Raw genomic sequence first — 26,733 nt, 5'->3', positions numbered from 1 at the left:
CAATTTATCAGAAAAAAGCAGGTAATTACATTCGTTGTGCTTATCAACACTTTTTTGTTAACCAAATTACGAGTTTATATTGTTATGACCGCATTAAGGGGCATTAGTTGTATTTTATACTGCATATTGTAGGTAATTTTTATGAAGAACAGCAAGTTCTGCATGAACGAGTGATAAATCGCGGTCATTATTTAGAATATCATCGGCTTTTTGTTGCTTTTCTTCACGTGACATTTGCGATGCTATGATGCTATTTACCTGCTCAAGGCTAATATTGTCGCGTTTTAGTGTACGTTCAATTTGCACAGGCTGTGGTACATCAATCAATAAAGTGCGGTTGCAGTATTCATTCAGCTTATTTTCAAACAATAATGGTGCAACCAATACAACATAAGCACTGCTTGCATTATTTAAATCGGTGAGTATTTTTTCCCGTATAAGCGGGTGCAATAGAGCGTTTAGCCACTCTTTTTCATCATTGTTGGTAAATATTTTAGTGCGCAGGGTTGCCCTATTTAATGTGCCATCGGGTAGTAAAATACCCTCGCCAAAGTGTTCAATAATTGCATTTAGCCCTGCGCTATTAGGCGCTACCACTTGGCGGGCAATAATATCGGCATCAACAACGCATATACCCAGCTTTTCAAACATATTACTAACAGCCGTTTTACCGCAGCCAATACCGCCTGTTAAGCCCAATACCCAGTTATTTATTTTAATTGTGTGTTCACTCATGCTAGTAACCAATTAAATTAAAATAGGTAGCTTGAATTTGAGCGCCCCACAAAAGTGTTATCCAACCTGCTATAGCTAAGTAGGGGCCAAATGGGATAGGGGTTGCTTTGTCTTTACCTTGAATGCTTAAAAGGGCAATACCAATAATGGCGCCAACCACACTTGAAAGCAAAATAATGGTTAATAGCGATTGCCACCCAAGTAGAGCACCAAACACAGCTAGTAACTTAAAATCGCCATAGCCCATGCCTTCCTTGCCGGTTAATAGCTTAAACAACCAAAACACACTCCACAGGCTTAAATAGCCGCAGGCGGCTCCGATTATCGCATCACTCGGGCTTATTGTTACGCCAATTACAGCGGCTATAAGCGCAAGCCATACTAGCGGTAAAGTAAGCTGATCAGGCAGTAACATGTGGTCAATATCAATAAAGGTGAGCGCGACTAAAATCCAAGTAACAAAAATATATAAAAGAGCCTGCTCTGTAGCACCAAAGCGGTAGGCAACAACTAAACTTAATAGTGCGGTAATGGCTTCAACTATTGGGTAGCGCGCTGATATTGGGTTACTGCAATTAGCGCATTTACCTTTAAGCACAATCCAACTAATAATTGGAATATTTTGCCAAGGCTTAATCGCCGTTTTGCATTTAGGGCAGGTAGAATTAGGCTTTCCTAAATTAAATGGCTCGTTAGAGCTAGCATTTGAAGGTTTAGCTGTGAGTTCATCTTCTAATAATAATCTGCATTCACTTTGCCATTCTCGCTGCATCATCAGTGGCAATCGGTAAATCACAACATTTAAAAAACTACCAATACACAGGCTTACTAAGCCCACAGTCAAAAAATATAACCACTGCTGACTTTGCATCGCAGTCGTTATATCAAGAAAAAAATTTTCCATTGAAATACCTAACTTCAGGCCATTTGTAGGCCAATTGTATGTCCCGTGTTGAAAAGCTCTTATAATTCCCTTTATCTTGCAAGCTATTAATTAGCGTTTAAAACTTTGCTTACAGCTTACAGCTTACAGCTTACAGCTTACAGCTTACAGCTTACAGCTTACAGCTATGTTTTAAATTACAGAGCCTAACTGGAAAATTGGCAAGTACATAGCCACAATTAAGCCACCGACGAGCACACCCAGCACTGCCATGATAAGCGGCTCTAACAAGCTAGATAAGCCATCAACGGCATCATCCACCTCTTGCTCGTAAATAGTCGCTACTTTGGCAAGCATGCCATCAAGCGAGCCAGACTCTTCACCAATGGCTACCATTTGAATAACCATATCGGGGAATATTTTAGAGTTACGCATCGCCCAGTTCATTTGATTACCCGAGCTCACTTCTGCTTTAATATCTAAAATAGCATAGCGATAAACGGCATTGCCGGATGCCCCTGCAGCTGAGTCGAGTGCATCAACCAGTGGTACACCTGCTGCAAAAGTGGTCGAAAGTGTACGGGCGTAACGGGCAACAGCCGCTTTATTTAAAATCATGCCAATTACAGGGAGTTTTAATATAGCGCGATCGGTTGTATCTCTAAGTTTTAAACTTCTAAGGAGTGCTTCTTTATAAACCCAGCCACTACCAACAATTATAATTAGCGCAACCCACCAGTATTCCTGCATAAACTCAGAGATGGCTATTACAAACAAGGTAAAGGCAGGTAGCTCTGCACCAAAGCCACTAAAAATATCCTGAAACTGAGGTACCACAAAAATTAATAATATGGAGGTAACTATTAATGCAACAATTAAAACCGCAATAGGATAAAACATCGCCTTTTTAATTTTTGACTTAAGCGCTTCAGATTTTTCTTTATATAAAGCTACCCGGTCAAATATTTTATCAAGCGCACCCGATTGCTCGCCCGATGCCACTAAATCACAATACAAATCATCAAAATAGCGAGGGTGTTTTCTAAGTGCCTGTGAGAGAGGTTGGCCTGCTTTAACTTCATCACCAATGGTCTCCATCAACTTACCAACACTTTTGTTAGTAGAACCTGTACCTATCATTTCAATGGCTTGAATTAAGGGGACGCCGGCCATTAACATGGTGGCTATTTGGCGTGTAACTAAAGCAATATCTTTAGGCGCAATTTTTTGAACGCTTTTTATACCAAATAACGGTTTAGGTTTGCGTTTAACTTTTGAAGGGGTGATACCTTGTTTTCTAAGCTGAGCTTTCACTAAGGCAATGGTCGAACCAGTAAGCTCACCTTCCATACGTTTACCACGAGCGCTCACACCTACCCAAATAAAAGTATCTAGACTTTTTCCATCGTTATTTTTAGCCATATAAATCTTAGATTGTAGGATTTTGTAGCCGAGATAAGGTTAACTCGGCTACTTGCTATGTGTAATTATCTGCAGCTCGAAGGAAGGTAATTTGTTGAAATAGTACCAGCGGCACAAGTCCAAGTTACCGAGCCTGTTGGAACTGTTCCAGATGCTAAAGCTGCACCACCAGAGGTAGGTGTTAAAGTTAATGTTCCATTACCTGCAGATGCTGTGTAAGTAACGGTTACTACCCCTGTAGTACCGTTAATTCCTACTGAGGTTACGTTGTCTGTGGCTGTTGGTGCCACCCATGCTTGGTCAAGAGCATTACCATTCATAGCATTTTCAGTAACAGTAGTTTTTGCTGCAGAAGCTAACGATAAACCTTCAGTTACCTTTGCTCTAATCGTGTAATCTTGGTAAGCAGGCAAAGCCACCGCAGCAAGAATACCGATGATTGCTACAACAATCATTAATTCGATTAGGGTGAAACCCTGTTGTTTTTGAGTCATTGTTTTCATGTTTCCTCTCCTAAAGGATAATGTGAGTTAATTAGCTTAGTGGCAAACATGCCAGCTTTAGTTTAACTGATTAACTTTACAGATTTACTTAAAAATAAATTTTCACGTACTTTTAGCCTTAGGTATGAAACACAAAAGCTAAATGTGAGTTCATTATGTTGCAACTTGCATTGGCTACCTATAACACAAAGTAGACTAAATATAGGAAACATACTGGCGGTTTGCTTTAATCTTTTAGGTATTTTTTTAAGATTAAAACAAAAAGTAGTCACTTATTACTATATTTTTCAAGAAAGTAATACAACAGGGTTAGTCTAACACTTTTTATATGCTTAAAGCACACAAAATTTTCTAAAAAGGATACTTTATTTAACAAATTGTTACAAAGTAAGTCTTTTGGATTATTAAAAGTCTTTTCATACGTTTTGTCAATTAATTAGCATCAGTAAAACTAAATAGTTGCCATACTTTTATACAAAACGCATCGATAAATCGATTGATTGTAAATTTTTTGTAAGTGCGCCGCTTGATATAAAATCTACACCCGCCTGCGAGTAAGTTTTAAGCGTTTCTAGTGTCATATTGCCAGAAACCTCTAATTTAGCGCGCTTATTAGTAATGACCACAGCTTGCTTTATTTGTTCAACGCTAAAATTATCGAGCATGATTATATCGGCGCCTGCATTAATGGCTTGCTCAAGTTCATTTAATGACTCAACCTCTACTTCAACAGGCTTTGTAGGGTGGTTTTGCTTGGCTTGTGCGACTGCTTTATCAATTCCGCCACACGCTGCTATGTGGTTTTCTTTAATTAAAAACGCATCATATAGGCCTATACGGTGGTTTGCACCGCCGCCGCATTTAACTGCATATTTTTGAAGTAGCCTGAGGCCGGGTATTGTTTTACGGGTATCGAGTAGTTGTGTACTAGTGCCGCTTAGCTCTTTTACATAATTAGCTGTTGTGGTTGCGGTACCTGAAAGCGTTTGTACAAAGTTAAGCGCGGTACGCTCGCCGGTTAAAATAGCGCGGGCAGAGCCTTTAGCGGTAAATAAGGCGCTATTTGCTGGCACAAAGTCACCATCATTGACTAATACGTTTACTTCAACGCTTGGATCTACTTGTTTAAACACTTCTATAATGATGTCTTTACCGCAAAAAACGCAATCTTCACGGGTAATCACTTTGGCATTTGCGGTCTCATTGTGTGGAATAAGCTGTGCGGTAATATCGCCGTCTTGTGCTGATTGATAATTTAGATCTTCATCTAAAGCGAGAGTGACAAGTTGAGTAATAAGCGTGTGCGAAATTGACATATGAAGGCTCATAAGTGTTAATAAATTAAGCAAATTTTACTATGTTTAAATAGTTAAGAGAAGTGCTTTTAAATGAGAGGGTAATTACACCGTATATATAAGCACTGCGGCTAAAAGTAATAGTACTAAGCGCTTTTATGTTAGCTAAGCGCAATGGCTATCATTCTTTAAATAAATCCTTTAGCATCAACTTTATGTATACCGTGGTATTAAAATAATGCAGATAGATTCAAAGGGGGTTGTTGCTAATATAGCACAGCGGCCCTGTACACATTTTGATGAGCGCCCAGAAAATACCGATATTTCGTTGTTGGTCATTCATAATATTTCTTTACCGGCAGGACAATTTGGCACCGAGCACGTTGATGCCCTGTTTATGGGGGAAATTAACTGTAATGCGCACCCTAGTTTTTGTGATTTAAAAGGGCTTAGAGTGTCGGCGCACTGCTTTATAAAACGCACTGGCGAGATTGTTCAATATGTGCCATTTAATAAACGCGCTTGGCATGCTGGGCAATCTGAATTTGCAGGGCAAAGCGCATGTAATAACTTTAGTATAGGGATTGAGCTAGAGGGTACAGATACCACACCTTATACTCAGGTACAGTACACAAGCTTACATAATCTTACAAAAGCAATTATGACCCGTTACCCGCTTATCACCACTAAGCGAGTAGTAGGGCATTGCGATATAGCACCTGGGCGAAAAACCGACCCTGGGAAAAGTTTTAATTGGCCTGCTTATATAAGCAGGCTAGAACAAACAAATTAAGTGAGTCGTTATCATGATTTTAGTTTCTATCATTATTGCACTAATACTTGAGCGTTTAGGTGCGCGCTCACAGTATTGGCAAATAAGTTATTACGCGAATGGTTATTTAAACCGCTCGGGTAAATTACTAAATGAAAACGGATTATTTAGCTCGGCAATTGGCTTTTTAATTTGGTTAGTTTTACCGGTAGTGGCTGTTGCGCTTATATATGTTCTTTCTGACTTTGTACTGTGGCAATTAGCTATAAATATTGCCGTTTTATTGGTGTGTTTTGGTTGTGCTAAGCACCGTGTTTTATATAAGTCTTATTTAAATGCACTAACGCGTGATGATAAAACCGCGGCCTCATTATACGCACTACAAATGGGGCAAAAACGCCTAGAGGATGAAGAAGGCGGAGAAACATTTGGGCAAACATTAGCATGGATTAACTTTAGATTTTATTGCGCCGTTATTTTTTGGTTTGTTGTGCTTGGCGCTCCCGGTGCCGTGCTGTATGCAATAGTGCGTACGCTTGCCGATTTAGTAAGAGAAAACCATAAAGTGGTGTTTGCAAACCGCTTTAAGCTGCTGCATAAATTATTATTTTGGCTAGATTGGCTACCAGCGCGTGTTGCAAGTTTTGGCTATTTAGTTATTGGTAACTTTAATAAAGGTACAAGCTGTTGGCTGCATTATGTACTGGATTTTAAAACGCCAAATCGTAAAGTGGTTACGTGTACCGCACTTGCGGCTGAGCAAGTCGAGCAGCGTTATTATGGTTGTACCGTTGAAGCTACCTGTATGATTAAGCTAGTTAAACGTAACGTACTCTTTTATTTAGTACTTATTGCGCTACTTACTTTATTTGGCGGTTTATCGTAGTCGCGATTTTACATCGCGCAATTTACTCCACATTTAGGTTTCGAATCAGAGCTACAGTAATTAGTCGCGGGGTAAACCCGCTGCTACGGTTCTGCGTAGTCGCGATTTTACATCGCGTAATTTACTCCATGCTTAGATTGCGCTCCAGAGCTGAAGTAATTAGTCGCGGGATAAACCCGCTGCTACGATTCTGCGTAGTCGCGATTTCACATCGCGCAATTTGATCCATGCTTAGATTGCGCTCCAGAGCTTAAGTAATTAGTCGCGGGATAAACCCGCTGCTACGGCCTTTTCTAATTCAAAATTAATTTCTTCAATAAATTCAACTAGAGCGAATATTCTAATTCACTCTGGTCAGACCATTTGTTTTCATCTTGTTAACGTTTGAACAAAACAACCTCAATTGTGTACTGTTTGAACTTCGTTCAAAATGCGTTACGCTACTCTAATTGCTCAAATAACCCGTAAATTGACAGTTATTTGCCTTTTTGATACCTTATTGAAAATTTTTGGTATGACCAATTTACCTTTTGGGTAAATCGTCAAGCTCTAGGCCTTAAAAATTAGGCTTTTTAGTATTTATGCAACGTGGACGTTGATTAATGTCTTTAAAGATTAAAGCAGCAAAATTATCTGATGTTATTTTACAGCAACTTGAGAACATGATTCTTGAGGGCTCATTAGCGCCAGGTGAAAAACTGCCGCCAGAGCGCGAATTAGCAAAACAGTTTGAGGTGTCTCGCCCCTCACTGCGTGAAGCTATCCAAAAGCTAGAAGCAAAAGGATTGGTTACTCGCAGGCAAGGCGGTGGCACGTTTGTAAAAAATCAGCTTGAAGAAGGACTCACTGATCCACTGTTTGATTTGATCAGTAAACACCCTGAATCACAGTTTGATTTACTTGAATTTCGTCATGCACTTGAAGGGATTGCTGCATATTATGCGGCGCTTCGTGGTACCAGCACCGATTTTACCAAGGTTAAACAAAGCTTTGATAAAATTGCTCAAGTTAATAACGATTTACAACTAAAAGCCAAAGCAATTAATGCGTTTCACTTTAGTGTAGCCGAAGCCTCACACAACGTGGTTTTACTTCACTTAGTGCGAGGCATGCAAGCGCTACTGGAGCAAAATGTATTGCAAAACTTAACGGTTTTATTAAAAAAACCAGATATTAGCAATCAATTAGCTCAGCACAGGCGCTTATTAATGGATGCCGTGATAGATGGCAATCCAGAACAAGCCCGTTTAGCAAGTAATGCCCATTTAGCCTTTATTGAAGAAGCATTACTTGAAGCGGGTAAAGAGCATTCGCGAATTGAACGTAGTTTAAGACGCACAAAACAAAATTAAGCTAATACGCTGTACTTAGAACACACTAAATTAGGTATACGTGGTATTAAATTAACAACATTCGTATTTTAAACATAAGGAAACCTCCATATGTCTGAAGTCAATAAAATTGACGTAGACGCGCTAGAAACACAAGAGTGGTTACAAGCTCTTGAATCAGTTGTGCGCGAAGAAGGTGTTGAACGAGCTCAGTATTTACTTGAGCAAGTGTTAGAGCAAGCCCGTTTAGACGGCGTTGATATGCCAACTGGCACAACAACTAACTACGTTAATACTATTCCAGTAGATCAAGAACCGGCTTACCCAGGGGATGTAAACCTTGAGCGTCGTATTCGTTCGATTATTCGTTGGAATGCAATCATGATTGTATTACGTGCATCGAAAAAAGATCTCGACTTAGGCGGCCATATGGCGTCTTACCAATCATCAGCTGCGTTTTATGAAGTGTGTTTTAACCACTTTTTCAAAGCGCCAAATGAGGTAGACGGCGGTGACTTAGTTTACTACCAAGGCCATATTTCTCCGGGTATTTATGCACGTGCATTTGTTGAAGGTCGTCTTACGGCTGAGCAACTAGATAACTTCCGTCAAGAAGTTGATGGTAAAGGCCTACCTTCTTACCCGCATCCTAAATTAATGCCTGAATTTTGGCAGTTCCCAACGGTATCTATGGGCTTAGGTCCAATTGCGTCTATTTACCAAGCACGCTTTTTAAAATACCTAGACGGCCGTGGCTTAAAAGACACTAAAAACCAACGTGTATACGCGTTTTTAGGCGATGGTGAAATGGATGAGCCTGAATCACGCGGCGCAATTTCTTTTGCTGCACGTGAAAAGCTAGACAACCTATGTTACTTAATTAACTGTAACTTACAGCGTTTAGATGGCCCAGTTATGGGTAACGGTAAAATTATTCAAGAACTAGAAGGTCTATTTAAAGGCGCTGGTTGGAACGTAATTAAAGTTGTATGGGGCAGCGGATGGGATATTCTGCTAGCTAAAGATACATCAGGTAAATTACTACAATTGATGAACGAAACAATTGATGGTGACTACCAAACATATAAAGCAAAAGATGGCGCGTACGTACGTGAGCATTTCTTTGGCCGTTACCCAGAAACAGCTGCACTTGTTGCAGATATGACTGATGACGAAATTTTTGCGCTTAAGCGTGGTGGTCATGAGCCATCAAAACTTTATGCTGCATTTAAAAAGGCTGAGCAAACAAACGACCGTCCTACTGTAATTCTTGCTAAAACTGTAAAAGGTTACGGCATGGGTGAAGCGGCTGAAGGTAAAAACATTGCGCACCAAGTGAAAAAAATGGACATGAGCCATGTTGAACACTTACGTGATCGTTTAGGCCTACAAGATTTAGTATCAGAAGAGCAAATTAAAGATCTTCCATACTTAACGCTTGAAGAAGGCTCAGAAGAATACAAGTACTTACACGCACGCCGTGATGCACTTAAAGGTTACACACCTACACGTATTCCTAACTTTAGCGAAGCGCTAAAACTGCCAGAAGTAGATGCATTTAAGCCGCTACTTGAAGAGCAAAAGCGTGATATTTCTACCACAATGGGCTTTGTTCGTGCACTTAACGTGTTACTAAAAGACAAAGGCATTGGCAAAAATATTGTACCAATTATTGCTGATGAAGCCCGTACATTTGGTATGGAAGGTTTATTCCGTCAAATCGGTATTTACAATCCACACGGCCAAAACTACACCCCACAAGACCGTGATATTGTTTCTTACTACAAAGAAGCAACATCAGGCCAAGTACTTCAAGAAGGTATTAATGAGCTAGGTGCAATGTCGTCATGGGTAGCTGCTGCAACATCTTACAGCACCAACGATTTACCTATGATCCCATTCTACATCTACTACTCTATGTTTGGTTTCCAACGTGTTGGCGACATGGCGTGGATGGCGGGTGACCAACAAGCACGTGGTTTCTTATTAGGTGCTACGGCTGGCCGTACAACGCTTAATGGTGAAGGTCTGCAGCACGAAGATGGTCACAGCCACATTCTTGCAAATACGGTTCCTAACTGTATTTCTTACGACCCAACGTATGCATTTGAAGTAGCGGTAATTATTCAAGATGGCATTCGTCGTATGTACGGTGAAAACCAAGAAAACATTTACTACTACCTAACGCTTATGAACGAAAACTACCATCAGCCGGCAATGCCAGAAGGCGCTGAAGAAGGTATTCGTAAAGGTATTTACAAGCTTGAAAGCTACGAAGGTAAAAAAGCCAACGTACAGCTATTAAGCTCAGGTACTATTATGACTGAAGTGCGTAAAGCGGCGGCCATTTTAAGCGAAGATTACGGTATTGCCTCGGATGTTTACTCAGTAACCTCATTCAATGAGCTTACCCGTGATGGTCAAGATGTTGAGCGTTTCAACATGCTTAACCCAGAAAGCGAGCAAAAAACAGCTTACATTACGAGCGTATTAAACGACTCAGTAACTGTTGCCGCAACTGATTACATGAAAAACTACGCAGAGCAAGCGCGCTCATTTATTCCAAGCAGCAACTATAAAGTGCTTGGTACAGATGGTTACGGACGCTCTGATAGCCGTGAAAACTTACGTCGTCACTTTGAGGTTAATGCAAGCTACGTGGTTGTTGCTACGTTATCTGAACTTGCTAAACGTGGTGATGTTGAAAAGTCAGTGGTTGTTGAAGCAATTAAAAAGTTCGACATTGACACAAACAAACTAAATCCACTGTACGCATAAGAGGTTTGCAATGAGTATTGAAATTAAAGTACCAGATATCGGTGGCGATGACGTAGAAGTAACCGAAATCCTAGTAAGCGTTGGCGACAAAGTAGATGTTGAACAATCGCTACTAACCGTTGAAGGCGACAAAGCATCAATGGAAGTACCTGCTGCGCAAGCAGGTACAGTAAAAGAAATTAAAGTAAGCGAAGGCGACACGGTAACAACCGGTTCATTAATCATGATTTTTGAAGGCGAAGAAACTGGTTCACAAAGTGAGCCTGAAGCGCCGGCTAAAACTGAAGCATCTGCACCTGCAGAAGCTTCAGGTTCTGATACTCAAGAAGTAACCGTACCAGATATTGGTGACGACGAAGTTGAAGTAACAGAAATCATGGTTGCCGTTGGTGACAGCGTAGATGAAGAGCAGTCAATTTTAAGTGTTGAAGGCGATAAAGCATCTATGGAAGTACCAGCACCTTTTGCCGGTACAGTAAAAGAAATTAAAGTGGCCGAAGGCGATAAAGTAAAAACAGGCTCTTTAGTGTTTGTTTTTGAAGTTGCCGGTTCAAGTGCACCTGCATCAGATGCACCAAAGCAAGAGTCTGCACCAGCAGAGCCTGCTCAAAGCGCCGAGCCAAGCACAAAAGAAGTAAACGTGCCTGATATTGGCGATGATGAAGTTGAAGTAACTGAAATCATGGTTGCTGTTGGCGATACGGTTGAAGAAGAGCAATCAATCTTAAACGTTGAAGGCGACAAAGCGGCAATGGAAGTACCAGCACCTTTTGCCGGTACAGTAAAAGAAATTAAAGTGGCCGCTGGCGATAAAGTAAAAACTGGCTCACTTGTGTTTGTTTTTGAAGTAGCAGGTAGTGCGCCAGCAAAAGCAGCAGCCCCGGCTGAGCAAAAGCCAGCAGCACCTGCGGCTAAAGCAAGCAACGAAAGCTTTGAAAACAACAGCGCATATGCACATGCATCGCCAGTTGTTCGCCGCTTAGCGCGTGAGTTTGGTATTAACCTAGCAAACGTTAAAGGCTCAGGTCGTAAAAACCGCGTAGTAAAAGAAGACGTGCAAAACTATGTTAAAAACTTAGTTAAGCAAGTTGAATCAGGCCAATTACCAGCTGGTAAAGGCAATGCGGGCGGTGGTGAGCTTGGTTTAATTCCGTGGCCTAAAGTAGATTTTGCTAAATTTGGCGAAATTGAAGAGAAAAAACTATCTCGCATTCAAAAGCTATCGGGTAAAAACTTACACCGTAACTGGGTGCAAATCCCACATGTTACACAGTTTGACGAAGCGGATATCACAAGCCTTGAAGTATTCCGTAAAGAACAAAACGTGTTAAGCGAGAAGAAAAAGCTAGGTGTTAAAATCACACCACTTGTGTTTGTGATGAAAGCGGTAGCAAAAGTGCTTGCTGAATTCCCAACATTTAACTCGTCACTGTCTGAGGATGGCGAAAGCTTAATTCTTAAGAAATACATCAATATTGGTGTTGCAGTAGATACACCAAATGGCTTAGTTGTTCCAGTATTTAAAGATGTGGACAAAAAAGGCATTATTGAATTATCTCGCGAACTTATGGATATTTCTAAAAAGGCGCGTGAAGGTAAGTTAACGTCATCTGACATGCAAGGCGGCTGTTTTACTATTTCAAGCCTAGGCGGCATTGGCGGTACGGCATTCACGCCGATTGTTAATGCACCAGAGGTGGCTATTTTAGGTGTATCTAAATCTGAAATGAAACCTAAGTGGAATGGTAAAGACTTTGAACCTAAACTAATGGTTCCGCTATCTATGTCTTACGATCACCGTGTGATTGACGGTGCACTAGCAGCACGCTTTACTGCAACGCTTGCTAGCTACATGAGCGACATACGTCAATTAGTGATGTAATCGCTGTAACATGAACAAAATCAAATCCCAGCCGGTTGTTTTTAGCTGGGATTTTTACTATATGCAATGATACAATCTTTGCACTATTTGTGAATTGCTCTGATTTTCTGCCCATGCAGAAACATGGCAGTTAAATTTTAGGGCAGTGTCCCGTTCAAACAATTAAGGTAATAGCATGAGCAACGAATTAAAAACTCAAGTTGTTGTACTAGGCGGTGGTCCTGGTGGTTACTCTGCGGCTTTCCGTGCTGCTGACTTGGGCTTAGAAGTTACATTGGTAGAATCGCGTGAAACATTAGGCGGCGTATGTCTTAATGTTGGTTGTATTCCTTCAAAAGCACTTTTACACGTAGCTAAAGTGATTGATGACGCAGCAGAAATGTCATCTCACGGTGTTACTTTTGGCGCTCCGCAAATTGATTTAGACAAAATCCGTTCTTGGAAAGATTCTGTAGTAAGCAAGCTTACTGGCGGTATCGACGGAATGGCTAAAATGCGTAAAGTAAAAGTAGTAAATGGCTACGGTAAATTTACAGGTAGCAACACTTTAGCTGTTGAAGGCGGCGAAGGTTCAACGACTATTACTTTTGAAAACGCAATTATTGCTGCAGGTTCTCAACCAGTTAACTTACCTTTCATCCCAGAAGATGGCCGTGTGATTGATTCAACTGGCGCACTAGAGCTGAAAGACGTACCAGAAAAACTACTTGTACTAGGTGGTGGTATTATCGGTCTTGAAATGGGCACAGTTTACCGCTCATTAGGTTCTACAGTAGATGTTGTAGAATTTGCAGACCAACTAGTACCTGCTGCTGATAAAGACGTAATTAAAATTTACTCTCGCTACGTTAAAGACAAATTTAACGTGATGCTTTCAACTAAAGTTGTTGGCGTTGAAGCGAAAGACGATGGCTTATACGTATCATTTGAAGGCAAAAACGCACCAGCTGATGCCGTACGTTATGACAAAGTACTTGTAGCTGTTGGCCGTACGCCAAATGGTAAGCTTTTAGATGCAGATAAAGCAGGCGTAAACGTTGATGAGCGTGGCTTTATTAATGTTGATAAGCAATTACGTACTAACGTAAACCACATCTTTGCAATTGGTGACTTAGTTGGTCAACCTATGCTTGCACATAAAGCGGTTCACGAAGGCCATGTTGCTGCAGAGGTTATCTCTGGTCAGAAGCACTTCTTCGACCCTAAATGTATCCCTTCAATTGCGTACACTGACCCAGAAATCGCATGGGTAGGTGTTACTGAGAAAGAAGCAAAAGAGCAAGGCTTAAGCATTGAAACTGCGGTATTCCCGTGGGCTGCTTCAGGTCGTGCAATTGCATCTGCTCGTACAGAAGGTCAAACTAAACTAATCTTTGATAAAGACAGTGGTCGTATCATTGGTGGTGCTATGGTTGGTATTAACGCAGGCGAAATGCTTGGCGAAATCGGCCTAGGTATTGAAATGGGTGCTGACGGCGAAGATATCGCATTAACAATTCATGCTCACCCAACATTGAACGAGTCAATCGGCCTTGCTGCTGAAGTATTTGAAGGTTCAATCACTGATTTACCAAACAAAAAAGCGGTTAAAAAGAAGAAGTAATTTAACTTTTTGATTTAGTTTTTAAAACCCAGCTTTTGCTGGGTTTTTGTTTTTATAGCAGCCATTAAAAGTAGATAAAATAAAACTAGCGTCAGTTAGTTTGGTTTTTTATTCTGAGCTGATAGCTGATAGCTGATAGCTGATAGCTGATAGCTGATAGCTGATAGCTGATAGCTGATAGCTGATAGCTGATAGCTGATAGCTGATAGCTGATAGCTGATAGCTGATAGCTGATAGCTGATAGCTGATAGCTGATAGCTGATAGCTGATAGCTGATAGCTGATAGCTGATAGCTGATAGCTGATATCTATTCCCTTTTATTTTAGCTACAATACGCGCCGAATAAATTTTAGGTAATAGCTCCTTTGAAAAATCCCCAACATAACTCAGTATTAGTTTTGCGAGCTCAGCAAATTAGTGAATCGCGCCGTGAATTTAATGCCCGCGGGGGCAAAATGGATCGCTGTGAGCAATGTTTAATTGCTAAGCATTACTGTATATGTGAGGGTGTAGAACAAGCGCAGTGTGATGCTGCTGTGTGTTTATTAATGTATCACAATGAAAGCTTTAAACCGTCAAACACAGGGCGTTTAATTGCTGAAATAGTTCCTGATAACTATGCATTTAGATGGGATAGAACAGAGCCAAGCGCTGAGCTATTAGCATTATTAAATAACGCTGATTATCAACCTATGGTGATATTTCCTGCTGAAGATGTAGAGCCTGGCAGGGCAACCACCGAAGTAAACATTGCGCCTGGCAAAAAGCCATTATTTATATTTTTAGATGGCACCTGGCGCGAAGCTAAAAAAATGATCCGCAAAAGCCCGTACCTAGATAATTTACCGGTGCTGTCGATCACGGCCGATAAATTGTCAGATTATCGTTTACGTGTTGCGCCTCACGCATATCAGTTAGGCACTGCTGAGGTAGGTATTATGGTCTTAGCGCTCGCAGGTGAGCAAGATGCTGCCTTAAAGCTTGAGCAACACTTTATAAAGTTTCGTGATGCGTATTTACTTGGTAAGCGAAACAAGGGCAGACCACAGTAATTTTATTTTAGACAAAGAAAAGCGCGCTCTATCTCTAGGCGCGCTTGCGGAATCTTCTAATTTTGCATCCTGCAATTGAACTTAATCAACTCCAATTTTTACTTATCCATGTGATTACGATATTACTTTTTAGTTCTATGTAATTTAGGCTATCCGGGCCTATCTCCTTTAAATCCCTGTACATCCTGTAGTGGTAAAAACTATTACCTATTCCTTTTGGCACATCCTAGTGCAGTCCATTAATTTACAATTCCATTGTGTTGCCTCAAGGGCCTGTCCATTTAATTCCTATCACATCCTGTTAAACAACTATCCGCTGTTGTTATCCTTATTGTATCGTCCTGATACGTTCCTTTGTGCAACAGTCCATTGCGATACTCATCCTGAGCCTGTCCTCATTTCCGTGTTGTCCGTAGTAACCTAATCATTGGTTGTTCGAGTAAGCAATCCATTTCCTTTTACTCGGTAAGCATCACTGCTTGGTTGATGTAGTAATTGTAGCGTGCTGGTGCAACTAAAATAGGTTAAAACGGCTATAGATTTACTTGTAAAAAATGAAGATTTTAATAAAATTCAATTAAAACAGTTGTTTACGCTTGTTTTGTGGTGTCGCTATAGAATTTTTTACTCATTAGCTGTCAGCTCTGTAAGAGATGTCTTACGCGGTATTTCTCTTTTGGTCATTAATTACTTATTTACATTTATGTAAAGAGTGTATATTTTCACTTATCGCGATAAAATTCCCTGTAAATAATGACTATTTAGGTAAATTGATATGAGAACTGCACTGGCTATACTCACCTGTATTTTTAGCGCTTCGCCTGCGTTTGCAAGCGACGTTGTTAATATTTACTCTTTTCGTCAACCGTTTTTAATTCAACCTATTTTAACTGACTTTACTAAGCAAACGGGCATTAAAACGAATGTGGTTTTTGCAAAAAAAGGGTTAATAGAGCGTGTTAAGCGTGAAGGAAAACACAGTAAAGCCGATTTAGTATTAACATCTAACTTTAGTGCACTTATTCAGCTAGAAGATCTAAATTTAACGCAAAGTATTAAAAGCGAGCGCATTAAAAACAATATTCCTGCGTCGTATAGAGATAGCGACGGGCAGTGGGTGGCATTAACTAAGCGGGTTCGTAATGTGTACTCATCAAAAGAGCGCCTAGGTGCATTACCTGAACTCACCTACGAAGATTTGGCTAACCCGCAGTACAAAGGGCAAATTTGTACTCGCTCTGGTAAGCACCCTTATAACCTTGGCTTAGTTGCTTCGATGATTGCCCATCACGGCGAGGCAAAAACTAAAACATGGTTAGAAGGTGTTAAAGCTAATTTAGCACGTAAGCCACAAGGTAATGATCGTGCGCAAGTAAAAGCAGTAAAAGAAGGCTTGTGTAATCTTGCTTTAGGTAATAGTTACTACCTTGGCAAAATGCTTCAAGACGATGAGCAAAAAGCGTGGGCTGAGTCTGTTTATATTAATTTTCCTAATCAGCAAAACCGCGGCTCACACATAAATGTATCGGGTGCTGTTATTACTAAGTATGCAAAAAATCCTGATAATGCACTTAAGCTTATTGAGTTTATGAGCGAAACCAAAGCACAAAATATGTATGCTTCTGTAAATATGGAGTATCCGGTTAAGCAAGGCGTTGAGCTATCAAGCTTAGTTGCTTCTTGGGGGAGCTTTAAAGAAGATGGCTTGGCGCTTGATGAGATCAGCAAATATCGTCCGTTAGCCCTTAAGCTAATAGATGAGGTGAAGTTCGACCTTTAATGAACTCTCAATTTAAGCTGTCTAAATGGCAGCTCTTTGCCTGGTCGACAGGGCTTTTATTGTCGGCCCCGCTGTTTTTTCTGATTTATGAATCTTTACAAGGCGACTCAGAGGTATTTTCTCATCTGTGGGATACCGTGCTGTGGGATTATATTACTAATACTGTACTGCTTATTTTTGGCGTATGCCTGCTTAGCTGTGCAATTGCCCTCCCACTTGGTTGGCTCAGTGCGTATTGCGCTTTCCCCGGGAAAAAGCAATTTGAATGGGCGCTTATGCTGCCCCTTGCAATGCCTACCTATTTAATAGCCTATGTGTATACCGATTTGCTAGATTACGCAGGCCCTGTGCAAATAGCCCTACGAGACTGGTTTGATTGGCACTCGCCAACGGATTATTGGTTTTTTGATATTCGCACTTTACCCGGTGCTATCGTGATGATTGCACTTGTGCTGTATCCGTATTTATTTTTAATATTTAAAACCGCACTGCGAGAGCAGTCATTTAAGTTAGTGCAAGCGAGTCAATTAATGGGCTTGTCGCCTTGGCAAAGCTTTTTTAAGGTAAGCATAGTGCTTTCTCGTGGCTCAATTGTGGCTGCCCTTGCGCTTATTAGCATGGAAACCATGGCCGACTATGCAACGGTCAGTTACTTTGCTGTGAGCACGTTAACTACCGCAGTGTACGATACATGGTTTGGTTATTACTCACTCACGGCTGCAGCAAAAATATCGGGCGTTATGTTGTTATTGCTGTTTTTAGCTTTAATGGCTGAGCGTTTTAGTCGGCGTAACCAGGCCGTATTTGAGCGCCAATCGGGCGTTAATAGTGAGTCGTTGTACAAACTTAAAGGCAAACATGCATGGCTGGCTACGTCATTTTGTAGTGTTATTTTGCTTATTGCTTTTATTATACCTATGTTGGTATTGCTAAATTATGCAATTACATACTTTGATAAAGCGTGGAATACCGCATTTTTTAGTTACGCGTGGCAAAGTTTAAAAGTGGCTATTATTGTAAGTGTGGCCAGCATAATACTCGCTACACTAATCGTTTTTTATCAGCGTGTGGCAAAGCAAAGCTATTCTTTACTACCTGGTCGCTTAGCGAGCACCGGCTATGCACTGCCAGGTACGGTACTGGCTATTGCTGTGTTATTACCGCTTAGCGTATTAGAGAACTCAATAAACACAGCCCTTGAGAGCTACAACCTAGATATTGGTTTATTACTCACTGGCAGCATTATTACTATTATACTGGCTTACATTGTACGTTTTTATGCCATTGCGCATGGTGCTATAGAATCGAGCTTTGTGCGTATTAGCCCATCACTAGATATGGCTAGCCAATCTATGGGTAAAAGCCAAGGGCAAACACTGCGTCTAGTTCATCTTCCTTTATTGCGACGAGGGCTTTTAACGGCAGCATTACTTGTATTTATTGAATGTATGAAAGAGCTGCCAGCCGCATTACTATTAAGGCCTTTTGATTTTGAAAGCTTAGCCACACATGTATTTCAATATGTGAGCGATGAGCAACTTGAGCTTGCTTCTATTTCCGCTTTATTTATTGTCGTGGTTGGGCTGATCCCCTTGTATTTTATTAATCGTTCTATGGAGCAGCGCAGTTAAATGAGTCGTTTAAATTTACAAGGTGTGGGTTATCACTACAGTGGCACGCGCGTGCTACAGAGCTTAGATTTAACGGTAGGACAAGACGAAATTGTGTGTTTGCTTGGGGCCAGTGGCTGCGGTAAAACAACCACCTTAAAAGCCATTGCCGGTCTTATTGAAATAAAGCAGGGTAGCGTATTAATAGATGGTAAATGTGTAAGCGACAAGCACACTTTTGTATCACCAGAGCATCGTAATATAGGGATGATGTTTCAAGATTATGCCCTGTTTCCGCACCTTACAGTGGCCGACAATATTGCATTTGGACTAAGTAAAATAAGTAAAGCTCAAAAACTACAGCGCGTAGACGAGATGCTTGAGTTAGTGCATTTAACTGGCTGTGCAAACCGCTATCCTCATCAGCTTTCGGGGGGGCAACAACAGCGTGTAGCTATTGCGCGGGCACTGGCTTATAAACCCAGCTTATTGCTCCTTGATGAGCCTTTTTCGAACATAGATACACAAGTGCGTTTTGAGTTAATTGCTGATATTAGGCGCATTATTAAAGCGCAGCAGGTTTCTGCGGTGTTTGTTAGCCACTCAAAAGAAGAAGCCTTTGCGTTTTCAGACACTTTAGCCATTATGCACCAAGGAAAAATAGCCCAACAAGGAACGCCAGAGCAGCTTTTTGCCATGCCAAAGACAAAGGAGGTTGCAGAGTTTCTGGGTCAGGGCATATACTTAGGCGTAGAAGTGTTAACGGCAACTGAATACGCAACCACTTATGGTGTTGTGCAATCGCAGCATGAACATACGCACAGTGCAATAAAAGGACAGGTGTATATTCGTCCGCACCATATTGAGCTTGTGCAAAATACGCAGGCCGATAACCCTCAGAGTGTGCGCATTTTAAGCCGTCGGTTTATAGGCTCAGCTTATGTTTATACTGTTGTAATTGCAGAGCAAGAGATTGAAGTTGCCGCACAATATGGCCAGTCATTTGAAATAAATGAGCAGGTTATAATAAAAATAAAACCTCACACGGTGAATTTTTTCGAATCATAATCAATGTGTTATTCGCTGTGTTATATAAAAAGCTAAGGAATAACAATGGCGCAAGCGCAATCTGGGATTTGTGCTGAAGCAAACTTACACGGTTTGCATTTATTTTTTAATGTATTTGATGGTCAAGACGAGTCATTGCGCGCAAAGCTTAAACGTGTAAGCGCAATTGAAGACGAGTTTAGTGATCAGTTTTCCGAGGCTATGCTTTCTTGCATGGTGGCCATTGGCGCGCAGTATTGGCCGCATATACTCCCCGAATATATCCCATGTGAGCTGCAAAGCTTTCCAAATATAAATCACAGTGATTTTGTTATGCGCGTACAGCCGTGTGATTTATTTATCCAAATTCGCTCAGACCGAGAAGATGTTAATCACCTTTTTGCATTGCAAATTTTAAAGTTGTTTTCGCCCGATGTAGAGCTGGTTGAACAAATTCGTAATTTTAGGTTTTTAGATGGGCGAGACTTTAACGGCTTTATTTACGCAGGCGACACCCCGCATGGCCGGCAAAAACGAATCACGGCACTGGTTAATAAGCCCGACAGCTTTGAACACCAAGGCAGCTATATTCATGTACAGCGCTATAAGCATGACCTGAGCGTATGGCAGCATTTATCATTAAGCGAGCAAGAGCATATTATGGGGCGCACGCGTTTAGATAACACTTTAATTGAGCCTAAAGCGGATACTAGCCACGCGACTAGAAGTGAGCTAAAAGATGAGAGCGGCCAAGCAATACTGCTTAACCAAAGCATGCCGTATGGCGATGTTTACGAGCAAGGCATGTTAAGCATTACATGTTCAGCATCGGGAAGTGCGTTTGAAAAGGTACTTAACAGCCGTATAGGAAAAGGGGAGTGTTACGACCACTGGCTTGATTTTACTCAAGCCGATATGGGCTCAGCGTTTTTTGCGCCGTCAGTTAGTTTTTTAAAACAGCTTTAAACCGTATCAAATAAAATACGTACGCGCTCTAGTGTAATGTCTATTTCAGATATTTTTGCTGGCGCAATAAAAATAGTGTCATCCCCGGCAATAGTACCCAATACACCATCAGCTTTGCCTAGTGAGTCTAATAAGCGGGCAATTAACTGCGCAGCACCTGGGCTGGTGGTAATAATAATCATCATTTCGTTATGCATAATATCAATAACAAGCTGGCGCAGTGGGCTTTTAGCCGTTGGTACGCCCATTTCTGCAGGTAAGCAATAAACCATTTCTTGTTTAGCATTACGAGTGCGCACAGCACCAAACTTACTAAGCATGCGCGACACTTTACTTTGGCTTATGTTGTCAAAGCCTTGTTCTTTTAGTGCTTCGACTATTTCGCCTTGCGAGCCAAAGTTTTCTTCTTTTAAAAGTGCTTTAAACGCTTTTACCAGTGCTTCTTGTTTGTCTTGTGGTTGCATAGTCTTTATTCGTTTTTGTTATTTATATAGCAAATTCTACACAATAATGAATAATTATGCAGCAGTTGTTTAGTTAACTTGCCAGTTTGCTGCGATAAACCAACAAAGTTTACAACTATGGTCGAAAATATACCTGAAATAAGCAGGATAAATTTGTTTTTAGTCGCTAATTTCATTATCTTAAGAGCCACAAATATTTCCTACCTCAAATTACGGAGAATTCCAATGAAAGTTGCTGTATTAGGTGCTGCAGGCGGTATCGGTCAAGCGTTGTCTTTATTATTAAAAACAGGCTTACCAGCTGGTTCTGAATTATCACTTTACGATGTTGCACCAGTTGTACCAGGTGTTGCGGTTGACCTATCTCACATCCCTACAGATGTTAAAGTAGCAGGCTTTGGCGCTGACGATTTAAACAAAGCGCTTGAAGGGTGTGATATCGTCCTTATCCCTGCGGGTATGCCACGTAAACCAGGTATGGACCGTGCGGATTTATTCAACGTAAATGCTGGTATTATCAAAACATTAGCAGAAGGCATTGTTGCTAGCTGTCCTAAAGCATTAGTGGGTGTTATCACTAACCCAGTAAATGGCACAGTGCCAATTGTTGCTGAAGTATTTAAAAAAGCAGGCACTTATGATGCAAGCCGCGTATTTGGTATTACTACACTTGACGTAATTCGTTCAGAAGCATTTGTTGCTGAGCTTAAAGGTGTAGATGTAGCAACAGTTAAAGTACCAGTAATCGGTGGCCACTCTGGCACAACAATTCTTCCTCTACTTTCTCAAGTTGAAGGCGTAAGCTTCACTGAAGAAGAAGTGGCTGCTCTTACTCCACGTATCCAAAATGCAGGTACTGAAGTAGTAAATGCTAAAGCGGGCGGTGGTTCAGCTACACTATCTATGGGTGCTGCTGCTGCACGTTTTTGTATGTCTTTAGTTAAAGGCCTACAAGGTGAAGACGTAGTTGATTACGCATACGTTGCTGTTGAAAATGGCGATGCGGAGTACTTTGCACATCCAGTACGTTTAGGTAAAAACGGCGTAGAAGAAATTCTTTCTTACGGCGAGCTAAGCGCATTTGAAGAAAAAGCTAAAAACGACATGCTTGAAACCCTGAAAAAAGACATCAAAGAAGGTGTTGATTTCATGGCGTAATAGCCAAGTTATGCACAAAAAAGCCTGCTTATGCAGGCTTTTTTATTGCTCGAAAATTATAAACCCTTACATACTAATTAAGGGTGGCTGCAAAACTAGTGATCTCGCTCTACAGCTATACGTGCTAAGCTAATTAACGCTTGTTTGTACTGCGACTCTGCTAAAAAGTCTAAACAGGCAATGGCTTTATCAGCCTCTTGCTGTGCCTTTTGCATTGTAAATTCAAGTGCGTTGGTTTGTTTAAGTGCCGTTAAAATAGCTTCAAGGTTATCCATACCATTGCAATGCTCAATGGCATCACGAATAAGGTTTTTTTGCTCATCACTACCGTGCTTCATAGCGTATATTAACGGTAAAGTTGGTTTACCTTCTGCTAAATCATCACCAATATTTTTACCTAATTGGTCAGCGTCTGCGTTGTAATCAAGCACGTCATCAACTAACTGAAAAGCAGTACCTAAATGCATACCGTATAAGTTAAGCGCATCTAACACACTGTTATCTTGCTCGGTTATGATTGCTGCAAGCCCCGTAGCGGCTTCAAATAACTTAGCCGTTTTAGAGTAAATAACTTGCATATAGCTTGCTTCGGTGGTGTTAGGGTCATTGCAATTCATAAGCTGCAATACTTCGCCCTCAGCAATAACGTTGGTAGCATCAGCAAGAATTTGCATAATTTGCATTTTACCAAGCCCCACCATAAGCTGAAACGAGCGTGTGTAAATAAAATCCCCAACCAGCACGCTGGCAGCATTACCAAACTCAGCATTTGCAGTTGGTGTACCGCGGCGCAGGTTAGATTCATCAACAACATCATCATGTAATAGCGTTGCAGTATGAATAAATTCAACAATCGTTGCCAAAGTAATATGATCTTTACCTTGGTAACCCAAAGCTCTTGCTGCCAATAGAGCAAGCATAGGGCGTACGCGTTTGCCGCCGCTGTTAACGATGTACAAACCAAGTTGATTAACTAACGCCACATCTGAGCGCATTTGCGCGTGTATAAGTTGATTGACGTCATTCATATCGCTTTCGATTAACGCCTGGATAGCTTTTATATCCATTGATCTCCGAGCCAATTTTTATGTGTGAACGGCGCCGATTGTACAACAAAAAATGCACTAGCTCGATATTTTGTGGTGATTCATTAAAAAAACCGAGTTAAAAAGCTTAATTGAGGCTTAATTAGCTAATTTAATTGTTTGTTTTACAGTCAGGTTGTGCGTATTTAATGTGCAGTAAATAACTTCGGGAGTGGGCGTAGCACCGTACAAATTTATTTTATCTTTGCGTTAAAAAGCGCTTGGCAACAGGGCAATTTAATATAAAATGGGGGAAATATTGAATTGCTCTCAATGCAGCTACTTTTTATTCATTTTAATTACAAAATAGGCTTGCTAGTTTTTATGCATTAGCGTAAACTTCGCGCCCTATCGAAGAATATTTTAGTTGCGTCGATTTGAGGGCGCACAGACGGAGTTAATTATGTACGCGGTTTTCCAAAGTGGTGGTAAACAGCATCGTGTGACTGAAGGTCAAACGATTCGTCTTGAAAAATTAGACGTTGAAACTGGTGCAGCAGTTGAATTTGATTCAGTACTTTTAGTTGCTGATGGTGAGAAAATCGAGATCGGTGTACCGTTCGTAAACGGTGGTAAAGTAACAGCTGAGGTTGTTTCACATGGTCGCGGTGAGAAGATTAAGGTTGTTAAATTTAGACGCCGTAAGCATTCTCGTAAGCAAATGGGCCATCGTCAATGGTTCACTGAAGTTAAAATCACTGGCATTAGCGCTTAATTAGAGGTACTTAGAAATGGCACATAAAAAAGCAGCTGGTAGTACTCGTAACGGTCGCGATTCAGAAAGCAAACGCCTAGGTGTTAAGCGTTTTGGTGGCGAATCAGTTCTAGCGGGTAGCATCATTGTTCGTCAACGTGGTACTCGTTTCCACGCTGGCGCAAACGTAGGTATCGGTAAAGACCACACTATCTTCGCAAAAGCAGATGGTAAAGTTCAATTTGAACAAAAAGGTCCTTTAAACCGCAAATACGTAACTATCGTAGCTGAGTAATCAGTAAGGTAGTAAAAAACCCCGCCTTTGCGGGGTTTTTTGTTTTCAGACACATCAAATATATACCCAAGCCTGCATTTACGTTGGCTTGGGTATATAATAGTTAAATTAAAGCCAATCCCTAAAGTGAGTAATCATGAAGTTTGTAGATGAAGTAGAAATTCGCGCAGAAGCTGGTGACGGCGGCAGCGGTGTCGTGTCTTTCCGTCGAGAAAAATATGTACCAGACGGTGGCCCGGACGGCGGTGACGGTGGAGACGGTGGTAGTGTTTATCTACAAGCTGATGAAAACTTAAATACCCTAATTGATTACCAGTTTGAGCGTTTTCACCGTGCAGAGCGTGGTACTAATGGTCAAAGCCGTAACTGTACAGGTAAAAAAGGTGAAGACTTGGTAGTAAAAGTACCGGTGGGTACACGTATTACCGATGTTGATACCCAAGAGGCGTTAGGTGACTTAACGCAGCATGGCCAAAAAATTGTGGTTGCAAAAGGTGGTTTCCATGGCTTGGGGAATGCACGTTTTAAATCAAGTACTAACCGTGCCCCACGTCAAAAAACGCTAGGTACGCCAGGTGAAGTTCGTAACCTTAAATTAGAGCTTATGCTCCTTGCCGATGTGGGCCTATTAGGCTTGCCAAATGCAGGTAAATCAACGTTTATTCGCAGTGTATCGGCAGCAAAGCCAAAAGTAGCTGATTACCCGTTTACTACGCTTATTCCTAATTTAGGAGTTGTGCGCCCAGAGGCTAACAAATCGTTTGTAATAGCCGATATTCCGGGCTTAATTGAAGGTGCCTCAGATGGTGCAGGCCTAGGTATTCGCTTTTTAAAGCATTTAGAGCGTTGTCGTGTTTTGTTGCACGTGATTGACGTTATGCCTGTTGATGGTTCAAACCCTGTTGATAATGCATTTGCCATTATTAACGAGTTACACCAATACAGCCCTAAGCTTGCAGAAAAGCCACGCTGGTTAGTGTTTAATAAAATAGACTTATTACCAGAAGATGAAGCGCAAGCCTTGTGTGAGCAAATTGCGCAAGAGTTAGGTGAAGAAGAAAACGTTTACCGTATTTCAGCAGTCAACAAGCTTAATACTCAACCACTAATTCACGATATTATGGCACTACTTGATAGCATGCCTAAAGAGAAGTTCGTTGAAATTGAAGACGAAGAAGTTGAGTTCAAGTGGGATACTTACCATCAAAAAGCAACTAAGAATGACGATGATGATTGGGACGACTGGGATGAAGACGACTACGATGTAGAAGTGGTCTACGAGCGTTAATAAAAAACATATTTTAAAAAGGAGCTTAAGCTCCTTTTTTATTTTTTTAAGAGTAAAGTATTAGGTATTTAGTGTGATAATTTCAATGATCGCCGCAATGGCAAATAACCGTGTAATTGGTCTTGATAATAAAATGCCATGGCATTTACCCGCTGATCTACAGCATTTTAAAAAGGTAACAACAGGCAAACCTGTCGTTATGGGGCGTAAAACATTTGAATCGATAGGCCGCCCTTTACCTGGTCGTCGTAATATAATTATTACCCGTAACAGTCAATATAGCGCTCAAGGTATTGAGACAGTCACTACGCCAGAGGCTGCGCTAGAGCTGGTTAAAGCCGAAGAAGAGGTGATGATAATTGGCGGTGGTAATATTTATCAGCAGTTTTTACCAAGTGCCGATCGTTTATATTTAACCTTTATAGATTTAGAGGTTGAAGGGGATACGCAGTTTCCAGATTACCAAGCGGTAGCAACATGGGAAAACGTCGACGAACAGTCAAATAAGCCCGACGAAAAGAACCAATATAGTTATAAATTCGTAACTTTCTATAAAAAAGATTAACATTATTGCGAAACTTACAGCAGGTTGGTACAATATTAAACAATCAACATAGGTAAAAAGTACCATAAAGGGTGTTTCATGTTTAAATTGTCAAAGCTAATTGTAATTACAGCCGTTGCTGCTGGTTCGTTAATGTATACCGTGCCTGCTAAAGCCAATGATCAATTAGCAGTATCTATTTGTGAATATATCGCAGCTGATGATAAAAACCGTTTACGCAGTAAACTAAAAAGCTCACGTGTAAAAATTCGCAATATTTATGATGCTATTCAATGTAATGGTAATAACTTACTTCGCCATGCTGTAGCTAGTAACGCTGTTGACTCGGGCGAGTATATAGTTAAAAACTTATCAAAAAGCTCATTATCAGACGGCGCAGACATTGCGTGGGCTGAAGGTAATGGCCACGGTGGTTCACCGTTAATTGCTGTAATTAAAGACCGTGCTGGCCTTTAATTAACACAATAAAATAAAAACCGCGCTGGTCGCGGTTTTTTTGTGCCTGGCGTTAGCTAATACACCGCGCTTTAATAATGGTGATAGCTGTATTAAGCCTATTTTAATTTACCCACCCAAGTGATAAAACTCTCATCTTGTAATTAACCCGCGTTTCTTATCTTTAATAGTATATAAAGTAAG

At 40.9% G+C, this 26,733-nt stretch carries 24 protein-coding genes; 17 read left to right on the top strand and 7 right to left on the bottom strand.

All coding sequences use genetic code 11. From position 1 onward, the window contains the following. Positions 1–114: 114 nt before the first annotated feature. The 5 genes from coaE to nadC form a co-directional block, all read right to left on the bottom strand. Complete coding sequence (coaE, locus tag QUE46_RS14450) at positions 115–735, bottom strand: dephospho-CoA kinase (protein WP_286245369.1); 621 nt, start codon at positions 733–735, stop codon at positions 115–117. 1 nt (position 736) lies between these two features. Beyond that, positions 737–1,639, bottom strand: coding sequence for an A24 family peptidase (locus tag QUE46_RS14445; RefSeq protein WP_286245368.1), 903 nt, complete (start codon positions 1,637–1,639; stop codon positions 737–739). Between the two features lie 171 nt (positions 1,640–1,810). Beyond that, entirely contained in the window at positions 1,811–3,040 is a 1,230-nt protein-coding gene (locus QUE46_RS14440; protein ID WP_286245367.1) for a type II secretion system F family protein, read from the bottom strand. Between the two features lie 65 nt (positions 3,041–3,105). After that, on the bottom strand, positions 3,106–3,543 hold the full coding sequence (locus tag QUE46_RS14435; protein ID WP_286245366.1) for a pilin: 438 nt from the start codon (positions 3,541–3,543) through the stop codon (positions 3,106–3,108). Positions 3,544–4,013: 470 nt separating this feature from the next. Then, positions 4,014–4,859, bottom strand: a complete 846-nt coding sequence (gene nadC / locus QUE46_RS14430) for a carboxylating nicotinate-nucleotide diphosphorylase (protein ID WP_286245365.1) — start codon at positions 4,857–4,859, stop codon at positions 4,014–4,016. A gap of 217 nt (positions 4,860–5,076) precedes the next feature. On the opposite strand from nadC, the gene ampD reads away from it, so the two are divergent. The 11 genes from ampD (at position 5,077) to QUE46_RS14375 (ending at position 20,545) form a co-directional block, all read left to right on the top strand. Beyond that, complete coding sequence (ampD, locus tag QUE46_RS14425) at positions 5,077–5,631, top strand: 1,6-anhydro-N-acetylmuramyl-L-alanine amidase AmpD (RefSeq protein WP_286245364.1); 555 nt, start codon at positions 5,077–5,079, stop codon at positions 5,629–5,631. Positions 5,632–5,644: 13 nt separating this feature from the next. After that, positions 5,645–6,496, top strand: a complete 852-nt coding sequence (ampE, locus tag QUE46_RS14420; protein WP_286245363.1) for a beta-lactamase regulator AmpE — start codon at positions 5,645–5,647, stop codon at positions 6,494–6,496. A 602-nt stretch (positions 6,497–7,098) separates the two neighbouring features. Next, entirely contained in the window at positions 7,099–7,848 is a 750-nt protein-coding gene (gene pdhR, locus QUE46_RS14415) for a pyruvate dehydrogenase complex transcriptional repressor PdhR (RefSeq protein WP_089348719.1), read from the top strand. A gap of 90 nt (positions 7,849–7,938) precedes the next feature. Beyond that, the gene (gene aceE, locus QUE46_RS14410; protein WP_286245362.1) at positions 7,939–10,605 is read left to right on the top strand and encodes a pyruvate dehydrogenase (acetyl-transferring), homodimeric type; all 2,667 of its coding nucleotides are present in this window, start codon (positions 7,939–7,941) and stop codon (positions 10,603–10,605) included. 10 nt (positions 10,606–10,615) lie between these two features. Then, the gene (aceF, locus tag QUE46_RS14405; RefSeq protein WP_286245361.1) at positions 10,616–12,487 is read left to right on the top strand and encodes a pyruvate dehydrogenase complex dihydrolipoyllysine-residue acetyltransferase; all 1,872 of its coding nucleotides are present in this window, start codon (positions 10,616–10,618) and stop codon (positions 12,485–12,487) included. Positions 12,488–12,662: 175 nt separating this feature from the next. Beyond that, positions 12,663–14,090, top strand: a complete 1,428-nt coding sequence (lpdA, locus tag QUE46_RS14400; protein ID WP_286245360.1) for a dihydrolipoyl dehydrogenase — start codon at positions 12,663–12,665, stop codon at positions 14,088–14,090. Positions 14,091–14,455: 365 nt separating this feature from the next. Then, on the top strand, positions 14,456–15,142 hold the full coding sequence (locus QUE46_RS14395) for a tRNA-uridine aminocarboxypropyltransferase (protein ID WP_286245359.1): 687 nt from the start codon (positions 14,456–14,458) through the stop codon (positions 15,140–15,142). 775 nt (positions 15,143–15,917) lie between these two features. Continuing rightward, positions 15,918–16,922, top strand: a complete 1,005-nt coding sequence (locus QUE46_RS14390; RefSeq protein ID WP_286245358.1) for a Fe(3+) ABC transporter substrate-binding protein — start codon at positions 15,918–15,920, stop codon at positions 16,920–16,922. Beyond that, positions 16,922–18,553, top strand: coding sequence for an iron ABC transporter permease (locus QUE46_RS14385; RefSeq protein WP_286245357.1), 1,632 nt, complete (start codon positions 16,922–16,924; stop codon positions 18,551–18,553). Before QUE46_RS14390 ends, QUE46_RS14385 begins: the two co-directional genes overlap by 1 nt. Then, positions 18,554–19,600: an ABC transporter ATP-binding protein gene (locus QUE46_RS14380; protein WP_286245356.1), complete on the top strand. Its 1,047-nt coding sequence runs from the start codon at positions 18,554–18,556 to the stop codon at positions 19,598–19,600. It begins immediately after the preceding gene. A gap of 45 nt (positions 19,601–19,645) precedes the next feature. Beyond that, on the top strand, positions 19,646–20,545 hold the full coding sequence (locus QUE46_RS14375; RefSeq protein ID WP_286245355.1) for a Dyp-type peroxidase: 900 nt from the start codon (positions 19,646–19,648) through the stop codon (positions 20,543–20,545). Here QUE46_RS14375 and argR read toward each other — a convergent pair. Continuing rightward, entirely contained in the window at positions 20,542–21,009 is a 468-nt protein-coding gene (gene argR / locus QUE46_RS14370; RefSeq protein WP_004587918.1) for a transcriptional regulator ArgR, read from the bottom strand. The genes QUE46_RS14375 and argR overlap by 4 nt on opposite strands. A 225-nt stretch (positions 21,010–21,234) precedes the next feature. Between argR and mdh the strand changes: the two genes are divergently transcribed. After that, positions 21,235–22,167, top strand: coding sequence for a malate dehydrogenase (gene mdh, locus QUE46_RS14365; RefSeq protein ID WP_286245354.1), 933 nt, complete (start codon positions 21,235–21,237; stop codon positions 22,165–22,167). Positions 22,168–22,262: 95 nt separating this feature from the next. Here the strand turns inward: mdh and ispB are convergent, their stop codons facing one another. Then, positions 22,263–23,234: an octaprenyl diphosphate synthase gene (gene ispB / locus QUE46_RS14360; protein ID WP_286245353.1), complete on the bottom strand. Its 972-nt coding sequence runs from the start codon at positions 23,232–23,234 to the stop codon at positions 22,263–22,265. Between the two features lie 421 nt (positions 23,235–23,655). On the opposite strand from ispB, the gene rplU reads away from it, so the two are divergent. From rplU to QUE46_RS14335, 5 genes are all read left to right on the top strand, one after another. Continuing rightward, positions 23,656–23,967: a 50S ribosomal protein L21 gene (rplU, locus tag QUE46_RS14355; RefSeq protein ID WP_004587921.1), complete on the top strand. Its 312-nt coding sequence runs from the start codon at positions 23,656–23,658 to the stop codon at positions 23,965–23,967. Positions 23,968–23,983: 16 nt separating this feature from the next. After that, positions 23,984–24,241, top strand: a complete 258-nt coding sequence (rpmA, locus tag QUE46_RS14350; protein WP_004587922.1) for a 50S ribosomal protein L27 — start codon at positions 23,984–23,986, stop codon at positions 24,239–24,241. A 136-nt stretch (positions 24,242–24,377) separates the two neighbouring features. Further along, on the top strand, positions 24,378–25,529 hold the full coding sequence (gene cgtA / locus QUE46_RS14345) for an Obg family GTPase CgtA (RefSeq protein ID WP_286245352.1): 1,152 nt from the start codon (positions 24,378–24,380) through the stop codon (positions 25,527–25,529). A 73-nt stretch (positions 25,530–25,602) separates the two neighbouring features. Beyond that, complete coding sequence (gene folA / locus QUE46_RS14340) at positions 25,603–26,094, top strand: type 3 dihydrofolate reductase (RefSeq protein ID WP_286245351.1); 492 nt, start codon at positions 25,603–25,605, stop codon at positions 26,092–26,094. Positions 26,095–26,172: 78 nt separating this feature from the next. Further along, complete coding sequence (locus tag QUE46_RS14335) at positions 26,173–26,550, top strand: DUF3718 domain-containing protein (RefSeq protein ID WP_286245350.1); 378 nt, start codon at positions 26,173–26,175, stop codon at positions 26,548–26,550. The last annotated feature ends 183 nt before the right edge of the window (positions 26,551–26,733 follow it).

This window comes from Pseudoalteromonas sp. MM1 (genome assembly GCF_030296835.1).
GTDB lineage: Bacteria > Pseudomonadota > Gammaproteobacteria > Enterobacterales > Alteromonadaceae > Pseudoalteromonas.
Note: the sequence above shows the minus strand (reverse complement) of the source record. Positions and strands in the feature narration are given on the sequence as shown.